This window comes from Thalassotalea sp. HSM 43, from assembly GCF_004752005.1.
GTDB lineage: Bacteria > Pseudomonadota > Gammaproteobacteria > Enterobacterales > Alteromonadaceae > Thalassotalea_A.
Genome location: NZ_CP038493.1, coordinates 2,296,263 through 2,321,547 on the forward strand (window position 1 = coordinate 2,296,263; position 25,285 = coordinate 2,321,547).

General features: G+C 42.1%; 25 protein-coding genes. 17 read left to right on the forward strand and 8 right to left on the reverse strand.

Annotated features, from left to right (window positions below):
* The first annotated feature begins 6 nt into the window (after nucleotides 1-6).
* From E2K93_RS09840 to argH, 3 genes are read left to right on the forward strand one after another with little or no spacing between them, the layout of a single operon-like run.
* Nucleotides 7-921: an ornithine carbamoyltransferase gene (locus tag E2K93_RS09840; RefSeq protein WP_323368242.1), complete on the forward strand. Its 915-nt coding sequence runs from the start codon at nucleotides 7-9 to the stop codon at nucleotides 919-921.
* 51 nt (nucleotides 922-972) lie between these two features.
* Nucleotides 973-2,187 (forward strand): argininosuccinate synthase, encoded by a 1,215-nt coding sequence (locus tag E2K93_RS09845; RefSeq protein ID WP_189637741.1) that lies wholly within the window; start codon nucleotides 973-975, stop codon nucleotides 2,185-2,187.
* Nucleotide 2,188: 1 nt separating this feature from the next.
* Nucleotides 2,189-4,075: an argininosuccinate lyase gene (argH, locus tag E2K93_RS09850; RefSeq protein ID WP_135438935.1), complete on the forward strand. Its 1,887-nt coding sequence runs from the start codon at nucleotides 2,189-2,191 to the stop codon at nucleotides 4,073-4,075.
* A gap of 159 nt (nucleotides 4,076-4,234) precedes the next feature.
* On the opposite strand, the gene E2K93_RS09855 is transcribed toward argH, so the two are convergent.
* Complete coding sequence (locus tag E2K93_RS09855; protein WP_189637742.1) at nucleotides 4,235-6,847, reverse strand: penicillin-binding protein 1A; 2,613 nt, start codon at nucleotides 6,845-6,847, stop codon at nucleotides 4,235-4,237.
* A gap of 129 nt (nucleotides 6,848-6,976) precedes the next feature.
* On the opposite strand from E2K93_RS09855, the gene E2K93_RS09860 reads away from it, so the two are divergent.
* The 8 genes from E2K93_RS09860 to E2K93_RS09895 all read left to right on the forward strand — a co-directional run bounded on the left by E2K93_RS09860 (nucleotide 6,977) and on the right by E2K93_RS09895 (nucleotide 14,503).
* Complete coding sequence (locus tag E2K93_RS09860) at nucleotides 6,977-8,056, forward strand: pilus assembly protein PilM (RefSeq protein ID WP_135438936.1); 1,080 nt, start codon at nucleotides 6,977-6,979, stop codon at nucleotides 8,054-8,056.
* A complete protein-coding gene (locus E2K93_RS09865) occupies nucleotides 8,044-8,622 on the forward strand; it encodes a PilN domain-containing protein (RefSeq protein ID WP_135438937.1) in 579 nt (192 codons plus the stop codon). Before E2K93_RS09860 ends, E2K93_RS09865 begins: the two co-directional genes overlap by 13 nt.
* Nucleotides 8,622-9,221, forward strand: coding sequence for a type 4a pilus biogenesis protein PilO (locus E2K93_RS09870; RefSeq protein WP_135438938.1), 600 nt, complete (start codon nucleotides 8,622-8,624; stop codon nucleotides 9,219-9,221). Before E2K93_RS09865 ends, E2K93_RS09870 begins: the two co-directional genes overlap by 1 nt.
* On the forward strand, nucleotides 9,221-9,766 hold the full coding sequence (locus E2K93_RS09875) for a pilus assembly protein PilP (protein WP_135438939.1): 546 nt from the start codon (nucleotides 9,221-9,223) through the stop codon (nucleotides 9,764-9,766). Before E2K93_RS09870 ends, E2K93_RS09875 begins: the two co-directional genes overlap by 1 nt.
* Entirely contained in the window at nucleotides 9,766-11,838 is a 2,073-nt protein-coding gene (locus E2K93_RS09880; protein ID WP_135438940.1) for a type IV pilus secretin PilQ, read from the forward strand. The genes E2K93_RS09875 and E2K93_RS09880 overlap by 1 nt, the downstream gene beginning before the upstream one ends.
* A 198-nt stretch (nucleotides 11,839-12,036) precedes the next feature.
* On the forward strand, nucleotides 12,037-12,555 hold the full coding sequence (aroK, locus tag E2K93_RS09885; RefSeq protein WP_135438941.1) for a shikimate kinase AroK: 519 nt from the start codon (nucleotides 12,037-12,039) through the stop codon (nucleotides 12,553-12,555).
* Between the two features lie 5 nt (nucleotides 12,556-12,560).
* Nucleotides 12,561-13,622 carry a 3-dehydroquinate synthase gene (gene aroB / locus E2K93_RS09890; protein WP_135438942.1) on the forward strand — a complete coding sequence of 354 codons (1,062 nt, stop codon included), beginning with the start codon at nucleotides 12,561-12,563 and terminating at the stop codon, nucleotides 13,620-13,622.
* A gap of 53 nt (nucleotides 13,623-13,675) precedes the next feature.
* Entirely contained in the window at nucleotides 13,676-14,503 is an 828-nt protein-coding gene (locus E2K93_RS09895; protein ID WP_135438943.1) for a Dam family site-specific DNA-(adenine-N6)-methyltransferase, read from the forward strand.
* 15 nt (nucleotides 14,504-14,518) lie between these two features.
* Here the strand turns inward: E2K93_RS09895 and E2K93_RS09900 are convergent, their stop codons facing one another.
* Together E2K93_RS09900 and E2K93_RS09905 are read right to left on the reverse strand one after the other, a co-directional pair.
* Nucleotides 14,519-14,731, reverse strand: coding sequence for a DUF2970 domain-containing protein (locus E2K93_RS09900; protein ID WP_135438944.1), 213 nt, complete (start codon nucleotides 14,729-14,731; stop codon nucleotides 14,519-14,521).
* Nucleotides 14,732-14,822: 91 nt separating this feature from the next.
* A complete protein-coding gene (locus E2K93_RS09905; RefSeq protein WP_135438945.1) occupies nucleotides 14,823-15,476 on the reverse strand; it encodes a TorF family putative porin in 654 nt (217 codons plus the stop codon).
* A 310-nt stretch (nucleotides 15,477-15,786) separates the two neighbouring features.
* Between E2K93_RS09905 and rpe the strand changes: the two genes are divergently transcribed.
* Nucleotides 15,787-16,464, forward strand: a complete 678-nt coding sequence (rpe, locus tag E2K93_RS09910; protein WP_135438946.1) for a ribulose-phosphate 3-epimerase — start codon at nucleotides 15,787-15,789, stop codon at nucleotides 16,462-16,464.
* An 18-nt stretch (nucleotides 16,465-16,482) separates the two neighbouring features.
* A complete protein-coding gene (gene trpS, locus E2K93_RS09915) occupies nucleotides 16,483-17,487 on the forward strand; it encodes a tryptophan--tRNA ligase (RefSeq protein WP_135438947.1) in 1,005 nt (334 codons plus the stop codon).
* 96 nt (nucleotides 17,488-17,583) lie between these two features.
* Here trpS and E2K93_RS09920 read toward each other — a convergent pair whose 3' ends face one another.
* Nucleotides 17,584-18,567, reverse strand: a complete 984-nt coding sequence (locus tag E2K93_RS09920) for an FHA domain-containing protein (RefSeq protein WP_135438948.1) — start codon at nucleotides 18,565-18,567, stop codon at nucleotides 17,584-17,586.
* Entirely contained in the window at nucleotides 18,558-19,811 is a 1,254-nt protein-coding gene (locus E2K93_RS09925; RefSeq protein WP_135438949.1) for a S1 family peptidase, read from the reverse strand. Before E2K93_RS09925 ends, E2K93_RS09920 begins: the two co-directional genes overlap by 10 nt.
* Before the next feature lie 327 nt (nucleotides 19,812-20,138).
* On the opposite strand from E2K93_RS09925, the gene E2K93_RS09930 reads away from it, so the two are divergent.
* Genes E2K93_RS09930 through E2K93_RS09945 form a run of 4 tightly spaced genes read left to right on the forward strand, consistent with a single transcriptional unit; the run spans nucleotide 20,139 to nucleotide 22,908 of the window.
* Nucleotides 20,139-20,537, forward strand: a complete 399-nt coding sequence (locus tag E2K93_RS09930) for a hypothetical protein (protein WP_135438950.1) — start codon at nucleotides 20,139-20,141, stop codon at nucleotides 20,535-20,537.
* Between the two features lie 12 nt (nucleotides 20,538-20,549).
* Nucleotides 20,550-20,975 (forward strand): hypothetical protein, encoded by a 426-nt coding sequence (locus E2K93_RS09935; RefSeq protein ID WP_135438951.1) that lies wholly within the window; start codon nucleotides 20,550-20,552, stop codon nucleotides 20,973-20,975.
* 27 nt (nucleotides 20,976-21,002) lie between these two features.
* Entirely contained in the window at nucleotides 21,003-21,329 is a 327-nt protein-coding gene (locus E2K93_RS09940; RefSeq protein WP_228445258.1) for an MmcQ/YjbR family DNA-binding protein, read from the forward strand.
* Nucleotides 21,292-22,908 (forward strand): recombinase family protein, encoded by a 1,617-nt coding sequence (locus E2K93_RS09945; protein ID WP_135438953.1) that lies wholly within the window; start codon nucleotides 21,292-21,294, stop codon nucleotides 22,906-22,908. Before E2K93_RS09940 ends, E2K93_RS09945 begins: the two co-directional genes overlap by 38 nt.
* A gap of 117 nt (nucleotides 22,909-23,025) precedes the next feature.
* Here the strand turns inward: E2K93_RS09945 and E2K93_RS09950 are convergent, their stop codons facing one another.
* The 3 genes from E2K93_RS09950 to E2K93_RS09960 form a co-directional block, all read right to left on the reverse strand.
* A complete protein-coding gene (locus tag E2K93_RS09950; RefSeq protein ID WP_135438954.1) occupies nucleotides 23,026-23,361 on the reverse strand; it encodes a hypothetical protein in 336 nt (111 codons plus the stop codon).
* Between the two features lie 145 nt (nucleotides 23,362-23,506).
* Nucleotides 23,507-24,064, reverse strand: a complete 558-nt coding sequence (locus E2K93_RS09955) for a hypothetical protein (protein WP_135438955.1) — start codon at nucleotides 24,062-24,064, stop codon at nucleotides 23,507-23,509.
* A 135-nt stretch (nucleotides 24,065-24,199) separates the two neighbouring features.
* Nucleotides 24,200-25,255 (reverse strand): hypothetical protein, encoded by a 1,056-nt coding sequence (locus E2K93_RS09960; RefSeq protein WP_135438956.1) that lies wholly within the window; start codon nucleotides 25,253-25,255, stop codon nucleotides 24,200-24,202.
* Nucleotides 25,256-25,285 lie beyond the last annotated feature (30 nt).

Here is a 25,285-nt window from a genome sequence, read left to right on the forward strand (position 1 = left end):
ATACATATGTCGATGCAACATTTTCTTGCAGATAGTGATTTTGATAATGCGCAATTAACCCAGTTAATTACGCAAGCGATTGATATTAAAAATAACTTACCAAAATACCAAAATGCCCTAGCCGGTAAAACCGTTGCTATGTTGTTTGAAAAACCATCATTGCGAACTCATGTTAGTTTTGATTTTGGCATTAATAAATTGGGCGGTCATAGCTTATATTTAGGTCAGCAAAATGGCCAATTAGGTGAGCGTGAACGGGTCAAAGACGTTGCCAAAAACTTAGCGTGTTGGAGCGATGCCATTGTTGCCCGAGTGTTCAAACAATCGGTGCTCGATGAGATGGCGGAGCACGCAGGCATTCCAGTTATCAACGCCTTAAGTGATTTATATCACCCGTGTCAGGCTTTGGCTGATTACATGGCTTTAACCGAAACCTTTGGTCAACTTAACGGATTAAATCTGTGTTATATCGGTGATGGTAACAATGTCTCAAATTCATTAATGCTGATGGGGCCAGTGCTTGGCGTCAACGTCACGGTTATTTCGCCGGTTGGTTATGAGCCGTGTGCCAAAATGGTTGATAAAGCGCAAGCCTTGGCAAAGGCCAACGGCAGCACGCTAACCATTACCACTGACATTAATGCTGCGGCCGAGCAACAAGTGATTTATACCGATACTTGGATATCTATGGGAGATAACACCAAGGTTGAGCAAATACTGCAAACCTTTATGCCATATCAGGTCAACAAAACCCTGATGGAAAAGGCAGGCGCGAGCGCGTTAATGCATTGCCAGCCTGCACACTTAGAGCAAGAGGTAACCACAGAGGTTTTTGATTCGGATAAGTCATTGGCTTTCTTACAAGCCGAAAACCGTATGTGGGCACAAAACTCCGTATTGGTTAATTTGTTGGCTGATTAAGCCGAGTTTCAAGATTTTAGTAAAGAATTTATAGATTTAAGAGTAGATATTATGAGTCAAGATATTAAGAAAGTGGTACTGGCCTATTCAGGTGGTTTAGATACATCAGCAATCATTCCTTGGTTGAAGGAAAACTATAATGGCTGTGAAGTTGTCGCATTTTGTGCCGATGTAGGCCAAGGCGATGAAGAGCTTGAAGGCATTCAAGAAAAGGCCATTGCCTCTGGTGCGTCAGAATGTCACGTCGTCGATCTAAAAGAAGAGTTTGTTAAAGATTACATTTATCCGATCGTGAAAACCGGTGCGGTATATGAGGGACAATATCTATTGGGTACCTCTATGGCACGTCCGGTGATTGCCAAGGCACATGTTGAAGTCGCACTCAAAGTAGGCGCTGACGCGGTTTGTCATGGTTGTACCGGTAAGGGTAATGATCAGGTGCGCTTTGAAGCGTGTTTTGCCGCGCTGGCACCACAACTCAAAGTTATCGCGCCATGGCGTGAATGGGATATGGTTTCTCGTGAAGACTTGCTTGACTATTTGGATCAGCGCAACATTCCATGTTCGGCGTCATTGACCAAGATTTATAGTCGTGACGCCAATGCGTGGCATATCTCTCATGAGGGCGGTGAATTAGAAGACCCTTGGTGTGAGCCGTCAAAAGAAGTGTGGACCATGACCACCGATCCTTTGGATGCACCAGATACACCGGAATCTGTTTTACTTAGTTTTGATAAAGGTGAATTGGTTGCCGTTGACGGTCAAACCATGAGCCCGTATCAATCATTGGTTTATCTAAATGACAAAGCCGGTGCTCACGGTGTGGGTCGTGTAGATATCGTTGAAAACCGTCTGGTAGGGATGAAATCTCGTGGTTGTTATGAAACGCCAGGCGGCACCGTATTAATGGCAGCATACAAAGGCTTAGAAACCCTTATTCTTGACAAAGAATCACTGAAGTTTCGTGAGTCGGTAGGCTTAGAATTCTCTCATGTTATTTATGATGGTCGTTGGTTTACACCATTAGCTCAAGCACAAATGGCGGCATGTCATGCCTTTGCTGAGCAATTAACCGGTGATGTCGTAGTTAAACTGTATAAAGGGCAAGCTGTGGTTACTCAGCGTCGTTCGCCAAACAGCTTATACTCAGAAGAGTTTGCCACCTTTGGTGAAGATGATGTTTACGATCAAAAACATGCAGAAGGCTTTATTCGTCTGTTTAGTTTGTCGAGTCGTATCAAGGCACTGAAAGCTCAGGAGAAATAACATGGCATTATGGGGTGGCCGGTTTAAAGCCGGTAGCAGCGATAAGTTTAAGGCGTTCAATGATTCCTTACCGTTTGATCATGTCTTAGTACATCAGGATATTCAGGGCTCAATTGGTTGGTCAAAAGCGATCTGCAAAGCAGGTGTGTTGACCATTGATGAGCAGCAAAAACTTGAGCAAGCGTTGCTGGATTTAGCCGCGAAAGTCGATAATGGTGAGATCAATTTCGAGCAATCAAATGCCGAAGATATTCACAGTTTCGTTGAAAGCGAATTGATTGAAATGATCGGTGATATTGCCCGTAAATTACATACTGGCCGTAGTCGAAATGATCAGGTCAGTACCGATTTACGATTATGGGCGCGTGAGCAGGTTGATGAGCTAATTAACATGCTAAATAGTTGTATTGCGCAATTACTGAATCTTGCTGATAACAACAAACAGCATATCTTGCCCGGCTACACCCATTTGCAACGCGCACAACCGATTCGTTTTGCCCACTGGTGTATGGCCTATGTGGAAATGCTTAAGCGTGATGTGTCGAGATTACAAGACGCTAGAGTGCGTCTAAATCAATCGCCATTGGGCTGCGCCGCGTTAGCGGGCACCGTTTATGACATTGATCGTTATGAACTGGCGAGTAGTTTGGGCTTTGATGGTCCATGTATGAATTCCCTTGATGCCGTGTCTGATCGTGACTATGTATTGGAATTATTATTTGCAGCCTCTACCGGTATGATGCATTTATCGCGATTTGCTGAAGACTTAATTTTCTTCAATTCCGGCGAAGCTAATTTTATTACCCTTGGCGATCAAGTGACCTCAGGCAGTTCATTGATGCCGCAAAAGAAAAACCCAGATGCATTGGAGTTAATTCGTGGTAAATGTGGTCGTGTTTATGGCTCATTGCAAGGATTATTAGTAACCCTCAAGGGCTTGCCGCTGGCGTACAACAAGGACATGCAAGAAGACAAACAAGGCCTATTTGATGCACTTGAACAGTGGTTTTCATGTATAGAAATGTCTTGTGAAGTGGTTAATTCCATTGAACTGAATGTTGCTGAATGTCGTCGCGCTGCTCGTGGCGGTTATGCCAATGCAACGGAATTGGCAGACTACCTGGTTGGTAAAGGCGTGCCATTTAGAACCGCACATGATATTACCGGTGCGGTCGTGCTTTATGCGATAGGCCAGGGTGAACCGTTAGAAAATCTACGTTTGGATGAGTTTAAACAGTTCTCAAATTTAATCGAGGAAGACGTTTATCCGATTTTAGAGTTGGAATACCTTGTTGATAAGCGCAATATACTTGGCGGCACCGGCATCGAGCCTGTAAGCAAGATTATTGAGCAAAATCGTCAACAGCTGGGCAGTACCGAATACACGGTTAGAGACGCCAAATTAACGGATTTACGTTCAATCGGAAAGCTCGTTAATTACTTCTCTGATCGAGAAGAAAACTTACCTCGCAGTGAAGATGATTTAATTAAATCAATTCGAGACTTTGCTGTCGTTGAAGTGGCGGGCCAAGTGGTCGCGTGTGCGTCACTTTACATCTACAGTACCGGCTTGGCGGAGATTCGCTCATTAGGCGTGGCCAATAACCACCAAGGAAAGGGCTATGGTAACAAGCTATGTCATTACTTACTGGATCGTGCACAACAATTGTCACTGCTTAAAGTGTTTGTGTTAACACGCAAGCCAGGTTTTTTTGAAAAGCTTGATTTCAAAATGAGCGATAAAGCCAGCTTGCCAGAAAAAGTGATGAAAGATTGTGAGATTTGTCCGAAGAAAGATTGCTGTGATGAAGTCGCGTTAAAATATGACTTGAACGAACATCACACCATGCCGCAAATGTTGGGCTCCATTGAAGTTGCCGAAGTCTGATTGCTAACAGCGCATTAAAAAAAGGCCCGTTTGGGCCTTTTTTGTTTTTATAGTGGCTGTTGCGACTTAACGCCTTTATTTAACGTCTTTATTTAATGTCTTTATTTAACGTCTTTAGTTGATGATTAGCAGCACACATCCGCAAGCAAGTGTTTGTGCTTAAAAGATTTCTTCATCTTCTTCACGAGCCTTTTCGTTTTCTAGAATATCTTCCACATTGTCTTCATCTACCCATTCGGTTGGCTCGGTGCCTTGAATAAAGTATTCAAAAGTCGAACTCGAATCACTTTTATTGGTGCGCTTACCGGTTTCTTTGTCGATGCGAATCGAAACAATATTATCCGGCTGTTTAAATGGCGCGTATGGGAACTCATTTAGAGCAATATTCATAAACGAAATCCACGCCGGTTGCGCCGCATTGGCGCCAGCTTCGCCGCCTGCGGTTTGGTTACGACCTAGGTTTGCATTGACATTGGTGCGACCCAAGTTGCGACTTGGATCATCGAAGCCAATCCAGCTGCTCGCAACCAGATGACGACTAAAGCCAGTAAACCAAGCGTCTTTTGATTCATTGGTGGTGCCGGTTTTACCAGCCAAATCACGACGTTCAAGTGCTTTAGCGCGCCAACCTGTGCCCATCCAACCTGTGCCTTCTGACCAGTTGCCGCCACCGCCCCAAATGACGCTATTCATCGCTTCTGTGACTAAAAAGGCATTTTCACGACTTAAGATGCGCGGTGCAATTGGTTGGGTTAATAATTCAACGTCAAGTTCATCACTTGCATCAAAACTATTAGCATATTCTTGTTGCGCTTGTTCGCACTCATAGCAAGCAACGTTAGGCTCTGCTTGATAAATAACCTCACCACTGGCGTCTTCTATGCGATCGACAATATAAGGTTCGACTAAATAACCTTCATTGGCAAAAGCGGCGTAGCCGGTCACTACTTGCAGTGGCGTCATGACTGCTGAGCCTAAAGCAATAGACTCATTTTTAGGCAGTGATTCTTTCTCAAAACCAAATTTTGTTAAATGCTCAATTAAGGTGCTTAACTTCATCCCGCGTAATAGTCGAATGGACATCACGTTTTTCGATTTTGCTAGACCGGTACGGACTCGCAAAGGACCTTCATAAACCGCAGGTGAATTTTTTGGTCGCCAAGCAAAACCTGAGCGTTTATCCCATTGATTGATTGGCGCATCGTTAACAATAGAGGCGAGGGTATAACCATTTTCCAATGCCGCCGAATAAACAAAGGGTTTTATATTTGAGCCGACCTGACGATTTGCCTGAGTAATACGGTTAAATTGGCTTTGTCTAAAACTAAAGCCACCAACACTGGCTAAGATAGCGCCATTGTCTGGCGAAATGGCCACGATGCCACCGGATACATCCGGCATTTGTGCTAGCTGCCATTGTTGCTCTGCAGCAGGGCGGATATACACCATGTCGCCGGCGCTAACAATTTCTTGTGCAAGTTTTGGCGCTTTACCTTGGATTTTGTCATCGATATACCAACGCGCCCACTTTAAGCCATCCCATGGGATATCGATGATCTCACCCTGTTCATCGATTACTTTAGCCGCCTGCTCAGCAATTTCTATGACTACCGCAGGCTGCAAATCATTATAGGATTTAACTTCTTGCAATTGTGTAACGATGTCTTGTTGCTCTGGAGCTTGAGTCGGTAACTCAGCAAAACTGTCGGTTAAGGTGTCTAACTGCTCATCATTGACAAACGTTTGGTATTGGCTGAGTACCTTTTGCTGGTCTTGCTCAGATAACCACAAGCGCTGAATAGGGCCACGGTAACCATGACGTTGATCATAGGCATAAACGTTATTTACCACCGCTTGCTTCGCTGCGTTTTGCAAATCCGCTTTAACCGTAGTGTAAACTTTTAGACCTTTACCATAGGCAAATTCTTTACCATACAGCTCGAGTACTTTTTTATTGGTTTGTTCTGCGACATACGGCGCACTGACTTCAATTCTTACACCGTGGCGTTTAGTACGAATTTCTTCATTATTGGCTTGCTCATATTCTTCTTCGCTAATATAGCCACTGACTAACATACGCTGCAGTACTGTGGTACGGCGAAATTTAGCTCGTTCTGGTGAACTGATAGGGTTATAGGTCGTTGGTGCTTTAGGCAGACCAGCGATAACGGCTATTTCGCCCAAGGTCAATTCGTGCAAATCTTTACCGTAATAAACCTGCGCCGCCGCACCGACACCAAATGCACGATGACTCAACTCAATTTTATTAAGATACAGTTCGAGAATTTCATCTTTGGTTAATAGCTTTTCCATATGCAAAGAAATAAAAATTTCTCGTACTTTACGAACAATGGTTTGTTCGCGAGTTAAGAAGAAATTTCGCGCCGTTTGCATGGTTATGGTACTGGCACCGCCTTCGATTTCACCGCCGGTTATTTTACTTTTGATAAGCAACACCACAGCACGGGTCATGCCGATTGGATCGACACCAAAATGTTCATAAAAACGATTGTCTTCGGTGGCTAAAACCGCTTCAATAAGTTTTGGCGGCATATCTTTTAGCTTGACTGGAATTCGACGTTTTGTACCATATTGCGAGATCAGTTTTCCTTCACTCGAATAGATCTGCATGGGAATTTGTAATTGAATGTCTTTTAAAACGTCGACGCTCGGCAAATCGTCTTTCATATACCAATAAAAAACGCCGATGGTAAGGATTCCAAGTAGGGCAATAGCAAAAGAAAATTGTACTAACCGCTTGATAATGTTCACAAAAATACTGCCAATATAAAAAATCTAAAAATAATATTACCAGTATATATCGATTAAAGCTGTAATAAATGTATTTTTAACGATAATATGCTTTAATAGACAAAAAATAATAATAATTCACGGGAAGATATGCTTAGTAAGTTATGGAATAAAAGCGCTGCTAAAATGGTCGGGATCGATATCGGTTCTCATTCCGCCAAGGCTGTTCTTATCGGTGAAGGCAAAGATGGCTATCAACTTGAAGCTTTCGCTGTTGAACCAATTCCAAAAGGTGCCGTTGTCGATCGTAAGATCCAAGACATCGAGGCCGTTGGCGCTGTCATTCGCAAAATTCGTAAAAAAGTCCTTTCGTCTGTGCAAGATGCCGCAGTCGCAATCTCCGGTTCTACCGTTATTACCAAAATTATTTATATGGATGTGGCTCTCAATGATGACGAACTTGCCAGTCAAATTGAGATTGAAGCCGATAGCTTAATTCCATATCCGCTTGACGAAGTTAGTCTTGATTTCGAAAAGCTTGATGTTAACGAGTCAGACCCAAGCAAGGTGAACGTTCTCTTAAGTGCCGCTCGAACGGAAACCGTTGAAGCACGAGTTGCAGCACTCGATACCGGTGGTTTTCAAACCAAAGTTGTTGACGTCGAATCTTATGCCTTGAGCCGTGCAGCTGATTTATGCATGCCGGCCTTACCTGAAGATGCAAGTGATAAAGTCGTCGCATTTATCGATATCGGCGCGACAATGACATTGTTTACGGTCAATGAAACCGAGTCGAATATATACAGTCGAGACCAATTGTTTGGTTCAGAGCAATATACTCGCTCTATTGTGTCTTATTACAATAAAACCTTTGAAGACGCTGAACGAGAAAAGCTAACCGGCGAATTACCGCCGACATACACTTTTGAGGTTTTGGCACCATTTCAAACCACCCTTATTCAGCAAATTCGTCGTGCGATTCAGATGTATTTGACTTTTAGTGGCAAAGATAAACTCGATTATCTGGTCATTTCTGGTGGTACCGCCGCACTGGAAAGCATTCAAGAACTATTATCTGCTGAACTTGGCATTCACACCATTATTGCTAACCCATTTAAAGATATGATGGTCGGTGAGCAAATTAATGAAGAAGAGCTTTCTAAGGTTGCACCTCAATTGATGGTTGCAACAGGTCTTGCTATAAGGAGTTTTTCCCCATGCCACATATAAATTTACTACCGTGGCGTGAAGAAGCTCAGCGACTACGCCAGCAACAATATTTTTCTCTATTAACCTTTTTAGCTTTGACTAGCTTTTTGGTTGTTTTCCTCGTGAGCCAGTATTTCCAGGCTAAGATTGACGGCCAACGTGCTCGTAACCAGTTCTTAACCAATGAAATTAAGGTATTGGATGCGCGAATTGCCGAGATCAAAACCCTAGAGCAGAAAAAGAAAGACTTGATTCAACGGATGAAGTTAATCGAACAACTACAGAAAAGTCGTAACGTCGGTACCCAAGTTCTCGATGAAATCGCCAAAGTTGTGCCACCTGGTGTGTATCTCACGAAATTAACCAAGCAAGATAACCAATTATTGCTGCAGGGTAAAAGTGAGTCGAATAACCACTTAGCGAATATGATTCGTGAGGTACAAAGCTCAACCTTATTGGCTGATGCTGAGCTGGAATCGATTACCAATAGCGGCAAGTCAGAGAAGTTATTAAGTGACTTTAAAATGACCTTACGTATCCAAGGCCTGCTAGATGAACAAGCGCTTATTAACGCAGGAGGTCGCTAATGAAAAATATTGATTTATCAGAGTTAAATGACTTAGACCTCAATAATATCGGTCAATGGCCGGTAGTGGCGAAAACGATTTTAGCCATAGTTGTTGTGGCCTTTGTTTCTTACTTGGTTTACTACGTGTTGGTCAGTGACAAGATCACTACCTTAGAGCAAGAGATTGCTCGCGAAGTAAAACTGAAAACCGATTACGAAGCAAAGTATTACGTTTCAGCCAACCTCGAGTTGTTCCGAGAGCAAATGGAAGAGGCAGAAGAGTTGTTTGCTAAGCAAATTAAACGCCTCCCAGAGAGCCATGAAACACCGGGTTTGCTTGACGATATTACCTTTGTTGGAACAACGTCTCGACTGGAATTTAAAAAGCTAAATTGGCAGCCTGAAATTCAGCAAAAGTTTTATGTGGAATTACCGATTCAAGTGCAGGTTACCGGTTCATATCATGACTTCGGTGAGTTCGTAAGTAAGATATCAGGCTTACCACGAATCGTTACCTTGCATGACTTTTCTATTGCTGGCACCAAGGCCGGTATGGATGGTGAGTTAACGCTGACATTACAGGCTAAAACCTACAAATATCGGGAGGCAGGAAAATAATGCGTTTGTCTAAACCGTTACTCGGAATATTACCGATATTTTTGCTAACTGCTTGTTTTGATGATAAAACAGATCTACACGCACATATTGAAAAAGTAAAAGCATCTACTCCAAATCGTATTGAGCCGATGCCAGCCGTTACCGAATTTAATCATTTTGATTACTCGGCATTTGCGCTGCGCAGCCCGTTTGTGGCGCCTAAGCCTGAAGCGATGACAGAGAAGTTGCAACAAATGTCCGATTGTTTACATCCGGATCCTCGCCGTCGCAAGCAACCTTTAGAAAAGTTTGCATTGGAAAGTATGAGCATGCGTGGCACACTAGGGGAAGAGGGAATAATTTGGGCACTAATACAAGCCGGTGATACTACCTTACATAGGGTATCTATTGGCAGTTATATGGGCCTTTACAATGGTCGAATTACCAGCGTTGGCGATGAAGAGATTATCATCGTTGAATTAATTCCCGACGGCGCAGGCTGTTGGGTAGAACGTGAAACAACTGTTGCCATGGTTGATTCGGATCTAGAGGGGCAAAGGAATTAATGTTGAGTCTTGATAGAAAAAAAATAAAAACATCAAATCGAATAAAGCAAGGATTATTGCAATCCGCCTTAGGCGCGGCTTTGGCTGTGTCTTCATTTTCCAGCTTTGCAGAAGGCAAATTAAACGATATTTATTACAATACGTTGCTTGCCGATGAGATTGAATTCACTTTTGGCTTTGAGCAAGATATTGCGTCTCAGCCCGTCGTAAAAACCTTTACTGACCCAGCACGTATTGAAATTACGTTTGACGCTGAAGAATTTGTTGCCCCCCTCTCAGATACTCAGGTCAATCACGCTGGTGTGAAACATATCGACGTCATGCAAGTTGCAGGAAAAGTAAAAGCAACGATTTATCTTGAAGAACTGAAAATGTACCAAGCAGAATTGATCGAAGGTAAGTTCGTGATGTTGCTTAATGGTATGTCTAGCTTCGATAAAGCCGACGTAGAAGCCGACAGTAGCGCAAATTTCATCAACAATATTCAAGCTATCGATTTTCGTAAAGGCGAAGCGGATAGTGGCCAAGTATTGGTATTTCTTGGTGACAGTAAGTCAGCCGTGGATGTCAGTGATAATTTAGGTAAAGTGAATATCGAATTTCATAATACCGATATAATGGACGACTTGCTCTACAAACTGGATGTAAGTGATTTTGGTACTATTGTGACCAGCATTGAGACCTTTAAAGAAGGTAATAATGCCCGCTTGGAAATTACTACCAGCAAACCAGTCACCTATGAGCATGACCAAATTGATAATATTTTCTCGTTAACTGTCGCTGAACAGGAAGAGGAAAAGTCGTACTTGGAAAACGGTAAAGACTTTAACGGTAAAGCGATATCGTTAAATTTCCAAGACATTCCAATTCGTACCGTATTGCAAATCATTGCCGATTATAATGGTTTCAACTTGGTCACCAGTGACACAGTAAATGGTAACATTACCCTGCGTCTTGACGGTGTACCGTGGGATCAAGCGTTGGATATCATTCTTAAAGTCAAAGGCTTAGGCAAACGACTTGACGGTAATATTCTAATGATCGCTCCTAACGATGAGTTGGTTGCTCGTGAAGCGAAAGAGCTTCAAGCACAACAACAAGTGTCAGAGCTTGCACCGTTATACGCCGAATACGTACAAATTAATTACGCCAAAGCGGCTGACTTTTCTTCATTATTAAAGAATGAAGGCACGAGCTTGTTATCAGATCGTGGCAGTGTAACCGTTGATGAGCGTACAAATACTTTATTGGTTCGTGATACTGCGAAAAGTATTGAAGACATCAAACGCATGATTGATGTGTTGGATATCCCAATTCGCCAGGTGGTGATTGAATCGCGTATGGTGACCGTTAAGGACAACATCAGTGAAGAGTTAGGTATACGCTGGGGTGTGACACATAACGGTGGTGATACGTCGACCTCTGGTAGCTTAGAAGGTGCCGATATTGCTAATGGCAACGTCGTACCATCATTGGATGACCGTTTAAATGTGAACTTACCGGTTGTTGATCCGGCTGGTAGCATTGCCTTTCAAGTGGCACGTTTAGCGGATGGCACCATTCTTGACCTTGAGCTTTCAGCAATGGAGCAAGAGAACAAGGGTGAAATCATCGCCAGTCCACGTATTACCACGTCGAATCAAAAAGAAGCCTATATCGAGCAAGGTACCGAAATACCATTTGTTCAGGCGGCATCAAGTGGTGCTACCTCAGTAACCTTTAAAAAGGCTGTTTTGGGACTTCGAGTAACGCCACAGATTACCCCAGATAATCGTATTATTCTTGATTTGGTGATTACCCAAGATACTCGTGGTGACACGATTGCAACGGGTACTGGTCTAGCGACTGCCATCGATACTCAAGAAATTGGTACGCAAGTGCTGGTAAATAATGGTGAAACCATAGTGCTAGGTGGTATTTATCAACAACAGATAATAAATGCCGTATCTAAAGTTCCAGTGCTTGGTGATATCCCTTACGTTGGTTGGTTATTCCGCACGAATAGCGAATTTAACGAGAAAAAAGAATTACTTATCTTTGTAACGCCTCGCATTGTTACAGAGAAATTTTAAACCGAAGAGTTAACGGTTTTATAAAATCAGTCTGAACTTACACTGCCAAATATGGTGAGTGTTAGTTCGGATTGTGTTTTTTTAAGGCAGGTGCTTGCAATTAGTCTAAAATAATTGCGATAATTGCGCCCTTAATTTTGTCGAGGAGAGTCCTCAGTTTCCGTTAACAATCAATTTTTCGAGTAGTAAAGTAAGCTCATGGCAGAAAAACGTAACATTTTCCTGATCGGCCCTATGGGAGCAGGTAAAAGCACAATTGGCAGAGAAATCGCTGACAGACTTCACTTAGATTTCTACGATTCAGACCAAGAAATAGAACGCCGTACTGGCGCAGATATCGCTTGGGTCTTTGATCTAGAAGGTGAAGAAGGGTTTAGAGATCGTGAAGAGAAAGTAATTGATGATCTAACTGAACTACAGGGTATCGTGCTGGCAACAGGTGGCGGGTCTGTAATTAGTGATCTTATTCGCAATCGCTTATCAGCGCGTGGCATCGTCGTATACCTTGAAACCACCATTGATAAACAAGTAGCCCGTACACAACGCGACCGTCGTCGCCCACTGTTACAAACGGAAGAAGATTCTCGTACCGTTCTAGAGCGTTTAGCAGCAGAGCGTAACCCTATGTACGAAGAAATCGCTGACCACGTTGTTCAAACAGATGATCAAAGCGCAAAAGTCGTTGCTAACAAGATCGTCGATAAACTGGATTTCTAATATCCATGTCGGAATTGATAGTTGAACTCGGTTCACGCAGTTACCCTATCTTTATCGAATCAGGGCTGTTAACTGACAGCCCAATTTCCTCTTATATTAAAGGCCAACGCGTCTGCATCGTAACAAATGATGTAGTCGATAAACTTTATTTAAACGCGTTAAAGCAACAATTGGCGAATTATCAACTAGACGTTGTTATTTTAGCCGATGGTGAAGCGCAAAAATCGTTGGCTAATTTTGAAAAAATCATGGCTCATCTGCTGGCTAATATCCATGGTCGTGACTCAACCTTAATTGCTTTAGGTGGTGGTGTCATTGGTGACATTACCGGATTTGCGGCCGCGTGTTATCAACGTGGTATTGATTTTATTCAGATCCCAACCACATTGTTGTCGCAAGTGGACTCTTCTGTTGGCGGTAAAACCGCGGTCAATCATCCTTTAGGTAAAAACATGATTGGCGCCTTTTATCAGCCTCAGGCGGTGCTTATAGATGTTGATAGCCTAAATACCTTACCTTCACGCGAATTTGCCGCGGGTATGGCTGAGGTAATTAAATACGGCATTCTCGGTGATTACCCATTCTTTTGCTGGTTAGAAGACAACAAGCAAAACATTAAGCAAGGTGACCAACACATTCTCGCTAGCATGATTGCTAAATGCTGTCAGGCAAAAGCTGATATCGTCGCTGCGGATGAAAAAGAGTCTGGTGTACGAGCCATGTTAAACCTTGGCCATACATTTGGTCATGCGATTGAAGCTGAGCAGGGTTATGGTAAATGGTTACATGGTGAAGCGGTTGCCACTGGTATGGTGCAAGCGTCAAACTTAGCTAAATTATTAGGTCACTTAACCGATGCTGATGTCGAGCGTATTAAAAACCTAATCGCTTATTTTGATTTACCCATTGCTGGACCTAGCGAAATGAACATCGATTCTTATCTCAAGCATATGGCGCGTGATAAGAAAAATCTGGCTGGGAAAATTCGGTTAATTGTGCCGACGGCTATTGGCAAAACCGAGATTTTTGATAACATAAGCCGTGAACAGTTGCAGCAGGTTATTTAACTGCATCGCAATCCCTATCAGCCGCCGGGCATAAGCAGTACAAGAACAATAACATGACGCAAAAGCAAAGAGCCTTCCTTAAGTGGGCCGGTGGCAAATACACCCTTAGCGATACCATTGGTAAGATGCTGCCCAAAGGCAAGCGTTTAATCGAGCCTTTTGCTGGTGCGGGTTCTATTTTTCTTAATAGCAATTATGATCAGTACTTGTTGAATGACATCAACAAAGACTTAATAAACTTATATTTGACGCTAAAGAAAAATCCTGAGAAGTTTATTGCCGATGCGCGCAAACTTTTTACCCCAGAATATAACGTCGCTGAAGAGTATTATCTGCTGCGCAGTCAATTTAATGACACCAGTGATGCCTATCAACGCAGCTTGATGTTCTTGTATATGAATCGCCATGGTTATAACGGTTTATGTCGTTATAACTCAAAAGGTGGCTACAACGTACCATTTGGTAAGTACAAGCGCCCATACTTTCCTGAAAAAGAGCTATTGGCGTTTGCTAACAAAGCGCAAATTACAGATTTTGTTTGTGAAAACTATCGTGATACCTTTGCGCGTGCTGAAGATGGTGATGTTATTTATTGCGATCCACCATATGTGCCGTTAAGCAAAACCGCCAGTTTTACCAGTTACGCTGGTAATGGTTTTGGTCTAGACGAACAAGCGGATTTAGCTAACGCAGCAGAAGAAGTGACGCGTGATAAAAAAGTGACTGTGCTTATTTCTAATCACGACACCATTTGGACGCGTAAAATTTATGAACACGCCGATAAGTTAAAGTCGATTAAGGTCGCTCGTACCATCAGTCAAAAGGCCAATGGCCGTAATAAAGTTGGTGAACTACTGGCGCTATACAAGTCTAAGCGTTAAGTCATCGCGCAGCAGTTAGGTTAGACTCAACACTATTTGCACAATAGCGATTAATGCCAATACAAATAACGTCACTGCAATACCGCCAACAATGGCGAAGTGACTAAATTTACCTTCGCTAAAGTCCCGCTTTCGATTGTCATCACTTTGCACGCCGAGTAGCGCTGCAGCGACACTGCTGATCACTTGTTTTATACCGAGCGATGGTTTTGATGGTTCTTCATTCATAGTGTCAGAATATGAGCAGGGTGATCAAATTGCAAACAAAAAAGCGGCAATATCATTACGATATGCCGCCTTCTCTACAAAGTGATTGGTCTTAGAAAGTTTTGCTTAAACTAAATACCATTGACTCTTCACCTTCACCGGTTTCAACATCTAATTCTTCTGAGTTGCTAATGATGGCAACACCAACATCAAAACCAGCAACTTCTGCGCCGTAACCTAGTTCAAAGTAATCACCTTCGAAATCTTGGCCCCAAGTACCAAACGTCGCGTAAAAACCTTCGTATTCAGCAGTAATTGAGGCAAAATCATAATCTGACTCTTCAATGCCTAAATCATCATCTTCGCCATGAACACCAACGTTATATGACAAAGACACAAAACCATAACTTAAACCTAGGTTTACTTCGTTATAATCAGAGTCAAAATCACCGGTATATTGGTAGGTAGTCGCACCAATGCTTAAGCCTAAACCTGATTCTGTTTCAAAACCGTATCCAGCGTAAAAGTCGATTTCTAAACCGTCAGTTACATCAGCACCCCAAGTACCAACATAAAAACCATTTTTCTCGTAATCAAGACCAGCACTTGCTGAAGCCGTATCTGTTTGCATAATACCGCGGAAGAAGTATTGAGAAACAACACCTGCGTTACCACTTACTTCAGCCAAAGCAACGTTGGTGCTGGCCATAAATGAACTTGCCCCTAATGTTGCCATCAGCAACGATGTTTTGAAGATATTTTTCATTTTATTCCTACCTGTATAAAGTTATTTTTTTAAATTTGTTATTAACGAACTGACAAGGGAGTTGCAAAGGCAATGCCAAATGTTAAAAAAATGCTACAACACATATAGTTAAAGGGCGCTAGAGGATCCCATGGAGATCAAAAGACACACCAATTTAGAGTCGCTGCTCTATTTTAGTGCGAGTTGTGCATTTTTTGTGCGCGTTGAAATTTGCTAATATTTTGCACTATTTACGCATTGTTACTTCTCTATTAGCGCTTATTTTTGGTAAAGTAACGCACCTGTAAAAAATAACTCTTAGGCTGTTATTATGTCGTCATTTTTAATTGCACCATCGATCCTATCCGCTGACTTTGCGCGTTTGGGTGATGATGTTGCGAAAGTACTGGAAGCTGGTGCTGATGTCGTTCATTTCGATGTGATGGATAATCACTTTGTACCGAACCTGACCATTGGCCCTATGGTGTGTAAGTCACTACGTGATTATGGCATTACGGCACCAATTGATGTGCATTTAATGGTCAAACCCGTTGATTCGTTGATCCCACAATTCGCTAAAGCTGGTGCAGATATCATTACCTTTCATCCGGAAGCAAGTGATCATGTTGACCGTACCTTACAGTTAATTAAGGACAACGGCTGTAAAGCGGGACTGGTATTGAATCCGGCAACACCATTGCATGTACTCGATTACGTCATGGATAAACTGGATGTTATTCTACTGATGTCGGTAAACCCTGGCTTCGGTGGGCAAAGCTTTATTCCGTCAACTTTGACTAAGTTGAAACAAGTAAAACAGAAAATACAGCAAAGTGGCTATGATATTCGCCTCGAAATCGATGGCGGTGTCAAAGTGAATAATATTAAAGAAATTGCCGAGGCTGGTGCGGACATGTTTGTCGCTGGCTCGGCGATTTTTGCTGAAAATGACTATAAAGCCGTGATTGACCAAATGCGCAGTGAACTGGCGCAGGCCGATCTAGGTTAGCACTCTATAAGGACCAAAATGACTAAGCCAATCGTATTAAGTGGTTGTCAGCCATCAGGTGAGCTGACTATTGGTAACTACCTCGGTGCTTTGCGCCAATGGGTGGGCATGCAAGATGATCATCAGTGTTTCTACTCACTGGTAGACCTGCACGCGATTACCGTACGACAAAACCCTGATGATTTACGCAAAGCGGTTCTTGATGGACTTGCGTTATATTTGGCGTGTGGTGTCGATCATAATAAGAGCACCATATTTGTTCAATCACAAGTGCCAGAGCACAGCCAATTAGCGTGGGTGTTAAACTGTTACACGCAAATGGGTGAACTAAACCGCATGACTCAGTTTAAGGATAAATCGAGTAAAGCTGGTGCTGATATCAATTCAGGCCTGTTTACTTATCCTGTGCTTATGGCGGCGGATATTCTTTTGTATTCTGCCAATCGAGTGCCGGTAGGTGAAGACCAAAAGCAACATTTGGAATTAGCACGCGATATCGCGAACCGTTTTAACAACTTATACGGCGACACCTTTAACGTGCCGGATCCTTATATCCCAGAAAACGGTGCACGGGTAATGAGCTTGTTAGACCCTCACAAGAAAATGTCTAAGTCGGACGACAACCCCGGTAACTTTATTGGCTTATTAGAAGATCCAAAGAAAATTACCAAGAAAATAAAGCGTGCGGTAACAGACTCTGATGAGCAAGCGCGTATTTATTACAACCTTGAAGAGAAGCCTGGAGTTTCAAACTTGTTGAGTTTGTTGTCTTGTGCAACCGGTGACAGTGTCGAATCTCTCGTGCCGAAATACGAAGATAAAATGTATGGTCATCTAAAAGGTGATGTTGCTGAAGCCGTTGTAGCGATGTTGCAACCTATCCAGCAAAAGTACCATGAGTATCGTCAAGATCAGGCCTTTCTAAATCAGGTTATGCGTGAAGGGGCTGAGAAAGCCTCAGCACAAGCGGGCAAGGTATTAGCGTCTGTATATGACGCTGTTGGCTTTATTGCCAAGCCGTAATATGCTTTATTTGATGTCATAAAAAAGGGCCGTGTGGCCCTTTTTTGTTGCGTCGGTTTTGATGTCCGTATGCGCGCGCTTATTTAGGCGGGCGGCTTATTCCCCATCTTCGCCATTGGCTTTTTTCTTCGAGGCTTTATCGACCTCTTCAAATAACCGGTTTGAGTCTTCAATGTACTCATCAACGCTGCTGGCAGGGCTAACTGACAAGGCAGGGATCATAATGGTGCTATCAAATACTGGGTGCGGATTAAAGTCCACTGAATCGCCGCGATCTTGTAAGTACAATCCCCCAAATATAATCACCGTGAGTAGTGCCGAAATGGTCACTCGACGCCATTTACTTTGAGAAAATGCGATATACAGGTTGAACCAAAATAAACTGAACGTTAACGCAACATATAATACTGTCGTCAGCCATTGCCAATTAATTTGACTGGATAAATTAAACGCCATAGTGGCATCTATAAAATCGACTAACCAAAACAAGTTAAGCATCAAAAAGCTGACGCCCATTTGACTGCCAACCCGAGACTCATTTTTATTTAGAAACGCCATTAAAGAGCATAGTAACGGCCACATTGCATAGGCAATGGTGCTGTAGACAACGGACATAACAATTTGGCTGTAAGGCACTTCAACTTGGCTTACTTGTAAGTAAGTTAAGGCAAACGATATCGCACAAAATAAAGCAACCATGGCGATAAGGAAGGTCCAACGACCGCAGTTTTCAACAAACTGTTCAACTTTAGTAAAGGCAATACTTTGCGCCACAGGATGATTAGGCAAAAACAGCCTTAGTTGCGTTTTGCCCAACAAGATAATGTCGCCAGATTTGATTGGGTGCCAATCGGCAATATGTTGGCGATCACTAAGCATGGTGCCATTTAAGGTTTGTAAATCTTGAACATACCATTGATTATCTTGCCATTTTATCGCCAAATGCTCAGGGCAAATATGCGGGTCAGATAAAATAATGTCATTATCGAAGCCGCGACCAATACTGATCTCTTTGGTGGCAAACTTATGGCGTGCTTTAATTTTTTTATTGCGGCTGATCTCTTCAATGATTAATTCCATGTCACAGCCTCCATGAACTTGCGATTAAATCCTTGAGCCGATTGTTTATTAACACCCGACAGAGTGTAGTGGCCAACAATGGCTTTGTTTTGCTTATCTATCGATGCCGACAGATACAGGATATCGTATAGCCCTTGGTACTTGCGGTAGCCGCGAATGCAGTAAATGGTCTTGTTACGTATGGTATTACTGTTGTTATTGGTGATGTCGTGCTGGCAAGAGAACTCGGTGACATCTTCTTTACTGGCATTATTACCGGCACGCGCATCTTCTATGTATTGTTGGTAGATTTGATAAAAGCGACTGCTGCTTAACTCGTCAGCATCAAAATAATGAAATTCCATATCTATGGTACCGGTAGAGAAACTATCGGACAAATAGACATACTCTTCCATTTGACAGGTGGTTACCGCTTTAAACATTAACTCATCTGGGCGGTCGGCATTAGAGTCGCCCCAGCAGCGAATATAGTTTACGCCAGTATCAGGGATCAGCGCTGACGCAAAAGGCTTAGTCTGCCAATCTTTAGCGAGTATTTGCGAATATAACTGTTCTTGGTAGGTATGTAATTGTTCATTTATTTGTTCTGTAAAGCTTTGCTCGACTTGTTGCTCAAAACGATTAATTAAGGTGACGAGTTTGTCATGGGGAATTAAAAAGCCGATTTGATTGCCTGATGACGCGACGTTCACGCCAACAACTTGGCCATATTGGTTAACCACCGGACCACCGCTCATACCGGGGTTTACTGAACCGGTGAAATGAATACGGTCACTGAACGATTCTTTTTTGAGACCATTGTAGGTGCCAGGTACGACTATCATGCCTAAATCATGGGGGTTACCTAACGAATACAGGTCTTCGCCTTTCTCTGGTACGGATTGAGATATTTGAAAATAATTGTCTGTATCTTGCCCTTGCAGTAACACGATGGCCAGATCATTAATGACATCGACTGTTTGCAATGAAAGCTCGCCTTTTTCACCCAAATGGTTTTCGTACTCGATAACATACTTTTCTGGGTGCTGCGCATAGCCTGAAATGACATGATAATTGGTGGCAATATAGCCGTTTTCACTGAACTGAAAACCAGAGCCAATACTCGATTTTTCCGAGGTAGCTTTATCTATCAAGCGAATTTGAAATAATGCCGGCGCCAGATCTTGAAAAATTTGTTGTGCTTTATCAGCGGCATAGCTCATTTGACTGAGACTTAAGCACAACAATACGACGAATGCTCTCATGTGAAGTCCAAAATATTTTGTTTCATTGTGCCATTTTCTTTTACTTGGTGAAAGTTCTTAAAAACAGTAAGTTAAAGTTGAAAGTTGGCCTGATTTAAAAAATATGACACTTTTTTGACAAATCGATTAGCGTTTTTATTCATACTGTCCTACTTTTATTTATATAAAAACATAAATGCGCTAAGAATTCATTTCCTGACTTTTCTCTATTACTTTGCAGTGGTACGAGCAGAGCAGGCTGTCTTGATTCTATTATTAGTTTTATTGTATAAACGTACAATTAATTGAAGCGTGTATTAACATATCCACTTTTTATTTGGGGCGCTTATGAAATACACAATGACTTTTGGCATGATCCACAAGGTCGCCAATAATATTGTTGAAATTTTTCTTGATGAAAACTCGGTCTTTAACATAGAAACCTACAAAGAATACCGTGAATTTATTAATCAAAATTTTGAAAAACCTTATGGGGTTATCATTAATCAGGTAAATAAAGCAGACTTTGATAACGATGTCGTTACTCCTATCGTAAAAAATGAAGACGTTGCAGGCATTGCGTCTGTGACATACTGGCGCGAAAATGAGCGCGTCGCCAAACGATTTATCAAACTTGCCCAAGACCATCGATTACCCATGAGGACATTTTCCGCATACCAGTTAGGCCGTATGAAGGCTAGACAGTGGTTAGAGCTTGAAATTCTCAAGCAAAGTGAAAATGTTTAACTGGGTAAGAATATGAAATTTCAAATGAGTTTTGGTGTGATCAACTTACTTAGTGATCACCTAGCAGAAGTAATTATCGACGAAGGCGTGGTAATGTCTTTGGAAATGTGCGAAGAGTATGATGAATTTCTCCTCAATATGTTCGACCGTCCATTTGGATTGTTGATCAATAAATTAAACAACTACTCGTACACCTTTGAAGCGAAATTGCATATCGCTTCATTAGAATTTTTAAAAGTTATGGCGGTTGTTCATTATAATTCAGAAGCACAGGCTCAGACCCAATCTGTTTTAGATCAGCGTCGACAAGATAACTGGCACCTGAAACAGTTTTGCGGCTTGCAGTTAGGTCGTGAACAGGCATTGCAGTGGTTAGAAACTGAGATGTCTAATATTCATGACCAAAATCAATCGGCCAACAGTCTCGATTATGGTTAATGCTCGAGTCCATAAACAACTATGGATATGCAGCAGCTAAGTCAGTACTTACTGGCAAAACCGAAAACCACACTTTCATTTCCATTCAATCAAGATGTCCATGTGTACAAGGTGAACAATAAAATGTTCGCCTTGCTCACTTGGCGCAATGATTGCCTGATGATTAACTTAAAGTGTGACTCGGATGAGTCACTCGCCCTACAAGACATCTTCAAGTCGATAACCTCTGGCTATCACATGGATAACTATCACTGTAACATTCCACCTGTTTCCAAATCATTACAAACTAATCACAGTAGTAAGGTAGTATTCAGGCATGACACAGGTTTTCAGTTACAGACGCTTTTCAGCTAAACATCAACAACACGGTGACAGTATCCGCAGGCAAACAGACCTAGCGGTAGATTATTGCACCAAAAACAATCTAACCCTTTCAGAACTTAACTTTGAAGATTGTGGCCTTTCAGCGTTCACAGGTAGCCACCGAGCAGCGGACACTGGCCTTTCTCAATTCATCCAAGCTTGCGAATCAGGAACAATACCAAGAAATTCAATGCTGTTAGTAGAATCGCTTGACCGCATCAGTCGTGAGCAAGTATCCGTAGCACTTCAGCACTTCCTGTACCTAGTAAATGACTTAGGTATTACTGTTGTAACTTTGATGGACAATAAGGTTTACACAACCAAGCCAGATCTCACAGACCTAGTAGTTTCCCTAGCAATAATGGAACGCAGTAACAATGAGTCAGTTACCAAATCAAAGCGCCTAAGTGAAATACACGCTAAGAAAAGAGCTAACCCTTTAACCAGTGTCAAATCAAAGACTTGCCCTTGGTGGTTGCGGGTATCACCAACAGATAACACTAAGTTTGAAGTAATCGAAGAAAAAGCAGAAATAGTTAGATTAATGTTTCAGCTATCAATTGACGGTGTCGGTATCAATCGCATCATTCAGCATTTAGAAAGCAAAGACATTAAGCCACCTCGTACTGAGAAGTGGGGTATTTCTACAGTTGGTAGCATCCTTAAATCAAAGCGTGTTCTAGGTGAATATCAGCCACACCATTACGTTGACGGTAAGCGTGTTCCTATTGGTGAGCCAGTACAAAACTACTACATTCCAATCGTCAGTGAAAACGACTATCACCTAGCCCAATCTCGTAGAACTCAGCGAACTTTAAGAACCGTTGGTGGTGAACTTGTTAACACAGCTGGCGGTAGGACAGGGGACTCGTTTCCAAACTTGTTTACTAAAATAGCAAGGTGTTCAGAGTGTGGTGAAGCAATGCACTTTACAGATAAAACCAGATGGCAATACTTAACTTGTCGCAATCGTATCAAGCAGCTTTGTACAAACAAACCAATACCTTACAAGCATATGGACTCGTTTCTAATTGAAGTATACCTAAGTCCACAGTACCTAGCACAGTGGTCTGAATACGCAGCTGCATCGACTAAACAAGTAACCGCTGGCGATAGTCTAGAAATACTAGAAAGCCGCTTACAATCAGCACAGCAAAGCCTTGAGTCGTTGATGACAGCAACAGCCAACTTTACCAATTCCGTGATCCTAAAGCAGATGCAAACTAGGTCGGAATCAATAGCCAATCTTGAACAAGAAATCGAGGAAAAGAAACAACAACAATCTGAGTCAGGCACAGACGTTTACTTTGACTTTGAAACTAATAAGCAACTAGTAGCCAACGCATTACAGCAAACCCTTTTCCCGTTGATGCAGTCCTTTAAAACTGAACCAGAAAAGCTAACCAAAGATGAAGTATACCGTGAACGAGTTAAGCTAAATCGTCAGCTGTCTAAAACGTTTCCAGACTTCCAAATGCTGTACAATACAGACGGCCTTTTCATCACTACAAACGACAGTATCTACGAATTTAAAGATAAGCAGTGGATTGAGGTAGAAACACCCTCGTAAAGGTCTCTAAACAGCCCGTAGCGATCCGTTCTATTTACAGTTAACACATTGTATTGCAACAGGTTACAAGGGCTTAGAATCGCTTGTGTTTGTTAGTGATGGACAGGCTGAAAGCTATTACCCATCTTCAGCTTGCTTCAATTCATTCATAAATTTACCTAAAGAATGCAAACTTACCCACACTACAAAGAATGAAAGAGGTATAGCCCAGATATATTTGAAGTCTGGAAGAATCAAAACAAAAGCACCTGTAATGTCATAGCTCAGGTCGTTATGCCTAATCAACATATCCATTCCTACACAGACTCCATATGCACCAGTTAGCATAGATAAAAACCCATTAAGTAGTTTTTCTAGGAATACACTGTAAGCTTTTGGTTTCTTGTATGCGAACGTAACAAGACCACCTAGAATGAATACTAATAGTGTAACAATGCCTGAAAACAGACTCATATTTATACTTCCCTTTTGAGGTTAATTATTGATTTCATTTGATAATATCATGGGTTCAGTTTTGGCACTAATTAACTTTAATTCACAAACAAAAAAGGGCAAGCTGAATTAACAACCTGCCCTAAAATCATCATCGTAGTAACTTTTACCATTGATATGGACTTTCTAAACTATCCAACATCAGCGCAAACTCATCAGTGCTATAGAACTCAATACCCGTCTTGCTGGCGTGTTTAAACATACTAACCTTGTCTTTTGCTTTACTCTTTCTATGCTTAGCCATCAGCGGATCTACAATCATCACACGCGCCTTTCCAGTAGTAACTTGCTCATTAGTATCAGGACATACAAACGTATGTTCATTTAGGCTGTTGTCCATTCCTATCATCTTACCCAGTGTATGATTCCAACCTAAATGCGCTCGGCTATTCTTGTTCCTTTTGGCTCTGGCATTTGGACAAACTAACTGGTCTGTTAAATCATCATACCTCGCCTTTGCATTTTCAGCTGAAACCTTACCGCCTCTAATCCCTGTTGTCGTTAAGCAGTTACCATTTTTGTATTCCACTATCCACGTTTCATCATCAGTTCCGATCATCAAATCAGGTCTAACTTCATGAACCACGCCTTTGCAGTCCACACTTTCAAATCTATAGTTGGCTTTACGTGCGCCAATACTATCTAACCATTCTGTTTCTTTCATACTATTAATTTCCTTACACTATGGTACCTTAGAATGTTTTCAATCAAATCCTCCGCAGCCCCCGACAGGCAAGGGCTACATCGATTTCTTACTGTACGCTTTTGTAGTAAAGCCACGTTTTCTACGCAAACACGGTTAGGTCAAATGCCCAATTACTAGTCTATTACTCCAATTAGGAGTGCTTAATCCTAAAGCCCCTTGCGCCTGCGCAACCCACTTGTAGAAGTAGTCAGGGTACTTTTGTTTAATCAGCCTGTAATACTTGCGTGTAAAAGTATGACTATTTGATGCGTGTTCATTATCAGTGCTTGGTTTGAAGTCATCAGGAAAGCGTTTAAGTATCTCAACTACCTGTTCCCGTTCTGTTTTCTTTTCCTTTTCAGTGGCAATAACTTCTTCCATTTCATAGTTACCACTTTCTATTGTAGCCATAGCCTCACGTATTTCGTGCTGTTCCATCAGTTGTTCTTGTTGTTTGTAATGTTCCATAATGTTGTACTCCTGTGTTGCGTAGTCTTTGACGCGTTCAATTGTTTCAAGTCCACCGCATAATTCAGCGAACTTACTTTCTATTCTATGTTTGTCCGATACCAAGTATTCAGTACCCTTTACAGTTTTAATGTTTAGCTTTTCCATCTCCTCAGCTAGCATCATCTCAGCGTTCCATCCGCTTACATCAAAGTCATCTAGCTGTTGATTAATGCTGTACTTCTTCAGCTCCACCAAGTTGCTTTTAAATCGTTTCAAAAACACTCGCCTAAACTCTTTGATGTCCTTAAAAGGCTTGGTAGGTTTAGCTAAATGTTCTAGTCCATAACCGTGTTTATCTCCCAGTGCTCTATTCACAGCCCAGGGCAACACAATCAAGTTCTCAGCGATTAACGCACCGCCTTTACTGCAAGGATATCGGTGTCCAACTTCATAGTTGTAATCACTTGTCAGCTCGCCATTTACCAGTTTAAAACCACTGTATCTATTAGCCCGTCTTTTGACTTCCAGTACAGCTACCAACTCCTCAAACGTTTCAGGTAATTGGTTGTATCCACCACGTTCAGCTTGCCACCAAAGCCATTGGAAATTAGGACTACTTACAAAGCCGTCAATCCTGCATTCATCACAGCTATTGTATTTAACTTTTCGACTACGCTTACCGCAGTGGTTACAGGTTTTTGCTTTTGTTTGTTTTGTCATTAGTCATCGCCCCATTAGCAGATAATTGTT

Bases quoted from the DNA above. Each gene is read 5' to 3' on its own strand.
- E2K93_RS09840 (WP_323368242.1), top strand. From the start codon at position 7: ATGTCGATGCAACATTTTCTTGCAGATAGTGATTTTGATAATGCGCAA.
- E2K93_RS09845 (WP_189637741.1), top strand. From the start codon at position 973: ATGAGTCAAGATATTAAGAAAGTGGTACTGGCCTATTCAGGTGGTTTA.
- argH (WP_135438935.1), top strand. From the start codon at position 2,189: ATGGCATTATGGGGTGGCCGGTTTAAAGCCGGTAGCAGCGATAAGTTT.
- E2K93_RS09860 (WP_135438936.1), top strand. From the start codon at position 6,977: ATGCTTAGTAAGTTATGGAATAAAAGCGCTGCTAAAATGGTCGGGATC.
- E2K93_RS09865 (WP_135438937.1), top strand. From the start codon at position 8,044: ATGCCACATATAAATTTACTACCGTGGCGTGAAGAAGCTCAGCGACTA.
- E2K93_RS09870 (WP_135438938.1), top strand. From the start codon at position 8,622: ATGAAAAATATTGATTTATCAGAGTTAAATGACTTAGACCTCAATAAT.
- E2K93_RS09875 (WP_135438939.1), top strand. From the start codon at position 9,221: ATGCGTTTGTCTAAACCGTTACTCGGAATATTACCGATATTTTTGCTA.
- E2K93_RS09880 (WP_135438940.1), top strand. From the start codon at position 9,766: ATGTTGAGTCTTGATAGAAAAAAAATAAAAACATCAAATCGAATAAAG.
- aroK (WP_135438941.1), top strand. From the start codon at position 12,037: ATGGCAGAAAAACGTAACATTTTCCTGATCGGCCCTATGGGAGCAGGT.
- aroB (WP_135438942.1), top strand. From the start codon at position 12,561: ATGTCGGAATTGATAGTTGAACTCGGTTCACGCAGTTACCCTATCTTT.
- E2K93_RS09895 (WP_135438943.1), top strand. From the start codon at position 13,676: ATGACGCAAAAGCAAAGAGCCTTCCTTAAGTGGGCCGGTGGCAAATAC.
- E2K93_RS09900 (WP_135438944.1), bottom strand. From the start codon at position 14,731: ATGAATGAAGAACCATCAAAACCATCGCTCGGTATAAAACAAGTGATC.
- E2K93_RS09905 (WP_135438945.1), bottom strand. From the start codon at position 15,476: ATGAAAAATATCTTCAAAACATCGTTGCTGATGGCAACATTAGGGGCA.
- rpe (WP_135438946.1), top strand. From the start codon at position 15,787: ATGTCGTCATTTTTAATTGCACCATCGATCCTATCCGCTGACTTTGCG.
- trpS (WP_135438947.1), top strand. From the start codon at position 16,483: ATGACTAAGCCAATCGTATTAAGTGGTTGTCAGCCATCAGGTGAGCTG.
- E2K93_RS09920 (WP_135438948.1), bottom strand. From the start codon at position 18,567: ATGGAATTAATCATTGAAGAGATCAGCCGCAATAAAAAAATTAAAGCA.
- E2K93_RS09925 (WP_135438949.1), bottom strand. From the start codon at position 19,811: ATGAGAGCATTCGTCGTATTGTTGTGCTTAAGTCTCAGTCAAATGAGC.
- E2K93_RS09930 (WP_135438950.1), top strand. From the start codon at position 20,139: ATGAAATACACAATGACTTTTGGCATGATCCACAAGGTCGCCAATAAT.
- E2K93_RS09935 (WP_135438951.1), top strand. From the start codon at position 20,550: ATGAAATTTCAAATGAGTTTTGGTGTGATCAACTTACTTAGTGATCAC.
- E2K93_RS09940 (WP_228445258.1), top strand. From the start codon at position 21,003: ATGCAGCAGCTAAGTCAGTACTTACTGGCAAAACCGAAAACCACACTT.
- E2K93_RS09945 (WP_135438953.1), top strand. From the start codon at position 21,292: ATGACACAGGTTTTCAGTTACAGACGCTTTTCAGCTAAACATCAACAA.
- E2K93_RS09950 (WP_135438954.1), bottom strand. From the start codon at position 23,361: ATGAGTCTGTTTTCAGGCATTGTTACACTATTAGTATTCATTCTAGGT.
- E2K93_RS09955 (WP_135438955.1), bottom strand. From the start codon at position 24,064: ATGAAAGAAACAGAATGGTTAGATAGTATTGGCGCACGTAAAGCCAAC.
- E2K93_RS09960 (WP_135438956.1), bottom strand. From the start codon at position 25,255: ATGACAAAACAAACAAAAGCAAAAACCTGTAACCACTGCGGTAAGCGT.